This is a genomic window from Actinoplanes sp. NPDC048791, assembly GCF_040650095.1.
Classification (GTDB): domain Bacteria; phylum Actinomycetota; class Actinomycetes; order Mycobacteriales; family Micromonosporaceae; genus Actinoplanes.
In genome coordinates, this window is sequence record NZ_JBEZGQ010001633.1 from 1 (window position 1) to 1,252 (window position 1,252).

The window sequence follows — 1,252 nt, forward strand, 5'->3', positions numbered from 1 at the left end:
GCCGGCCCGGCCGGCTGCGCGGGTGAGGCGGCGGCCCAGGCCGGGCCCGGGGTGACCAGGACCCCGGACAATGCGACGGCGGCGACCATTCCCGAAAGCCGGGTTCTCGCATTCATGGCATTCCCATCCACGCAGGACACGCGTCGCGGCAAATCGACGGCCGTCACAGCGGAACACTTTTCCGGCGGTGTTCTCCGGGCGTGGCCGGAAGCGGCCTTCTCCTTGCCTGCAAGGGCTCAGAGGGCTAGGGCCGGTCCTGGGCGGCGGCGTCCGTACCGGCGCTGGACGGTTTCTGTATGCGGGCCGCTATAAGTGGTCTGCCGATTCCGGGAGGAACAATGAAATCGTCGGGAACACTGAGACGGGCGGTCACCGTCGCCGCCGTACTGCTGACCGCTCTGGTCGTGGGCGATCCGGGCGCACTCGCCGCGCCGGGCGCGCCGAACCGCGCGGCCGCGGCCCGGGCCGCGGGTCTGGAGTCCTCGATCGAGGACCGGGTCCGCGCCGCCGCCGTCGTCGGTGTCGTCGCGCCGGACAGCTGGCTGGTGCTCAACGAACGCGACTTCGTCTTCCAGCTGTGGCAGAACGCGACGAACCTGCCCGAGGTGCGCGGCTCCGCCGAACTGGCCCTGATGAACAGCTCCACCGATGACTTCGTCGAGTGCACGGTGTTCATCGAGTCCGGCATCCACGACGCCAAGAACCGCGACGTGGCCAACGAGGTCCGCGACGCGACCGCCGCCCGGGAGGCCCGCGAGCTCAAGCAGCGCGCGCTGATCACCGTGCAGATGCAGGTGACCCCGGAGCTGCTGCTGCTGGCCGACCGCGAGTTCGTGTTCGAGATCTACCGCGGTCCGACCGGCCCCCGGGTGAAGGCCGCCGCGCTGACCGCGTTCGCCGGGACCGCCCAGCAGCTGCGCGACTTCATCACCACCGGCATCGCGCAGGCCCGCGAGCAGGACCGGCTCGCCGAGATCGCCGCGGACCAGGAACGCACCGAGGCCGAACGCCGGGCCCTGATCGAGCGCGAGGGACGGATCGCCGCGGCCGCGGTGCTGGGTGTGGCCGCCGATGAGGGCAAACTGGTGCTCAGCGACGTCAACTTCGTGCGCTGGGTGTGGAACACCGCTCCCGAGCCCACCGAGGTCTACGCCGCGGCCGAGGCCGCCCTGCGCAGCAACGACCCGGCCGACTGGCGGGCGTTCATCACCACCGGCATCCACGCCGCCGACGAACGCGACCGGCAGGCGGC

At 71.6% G+C, this 1,252-nt stretch carries 1 protein-coding gene; it reads left to right on the plus strand.

All coding sequences use genetic code 11. The features are described from left to right. Positions 1-338: 338 nt before the first annotated feature. Positions 339-1,252: ALF repeat-containing protein (locus tag AB0C29_RS49145; RefSeq protein WP_360835362.1), on the plus strand; the 914-nt coding region annotated here is incomplete at its 3' end.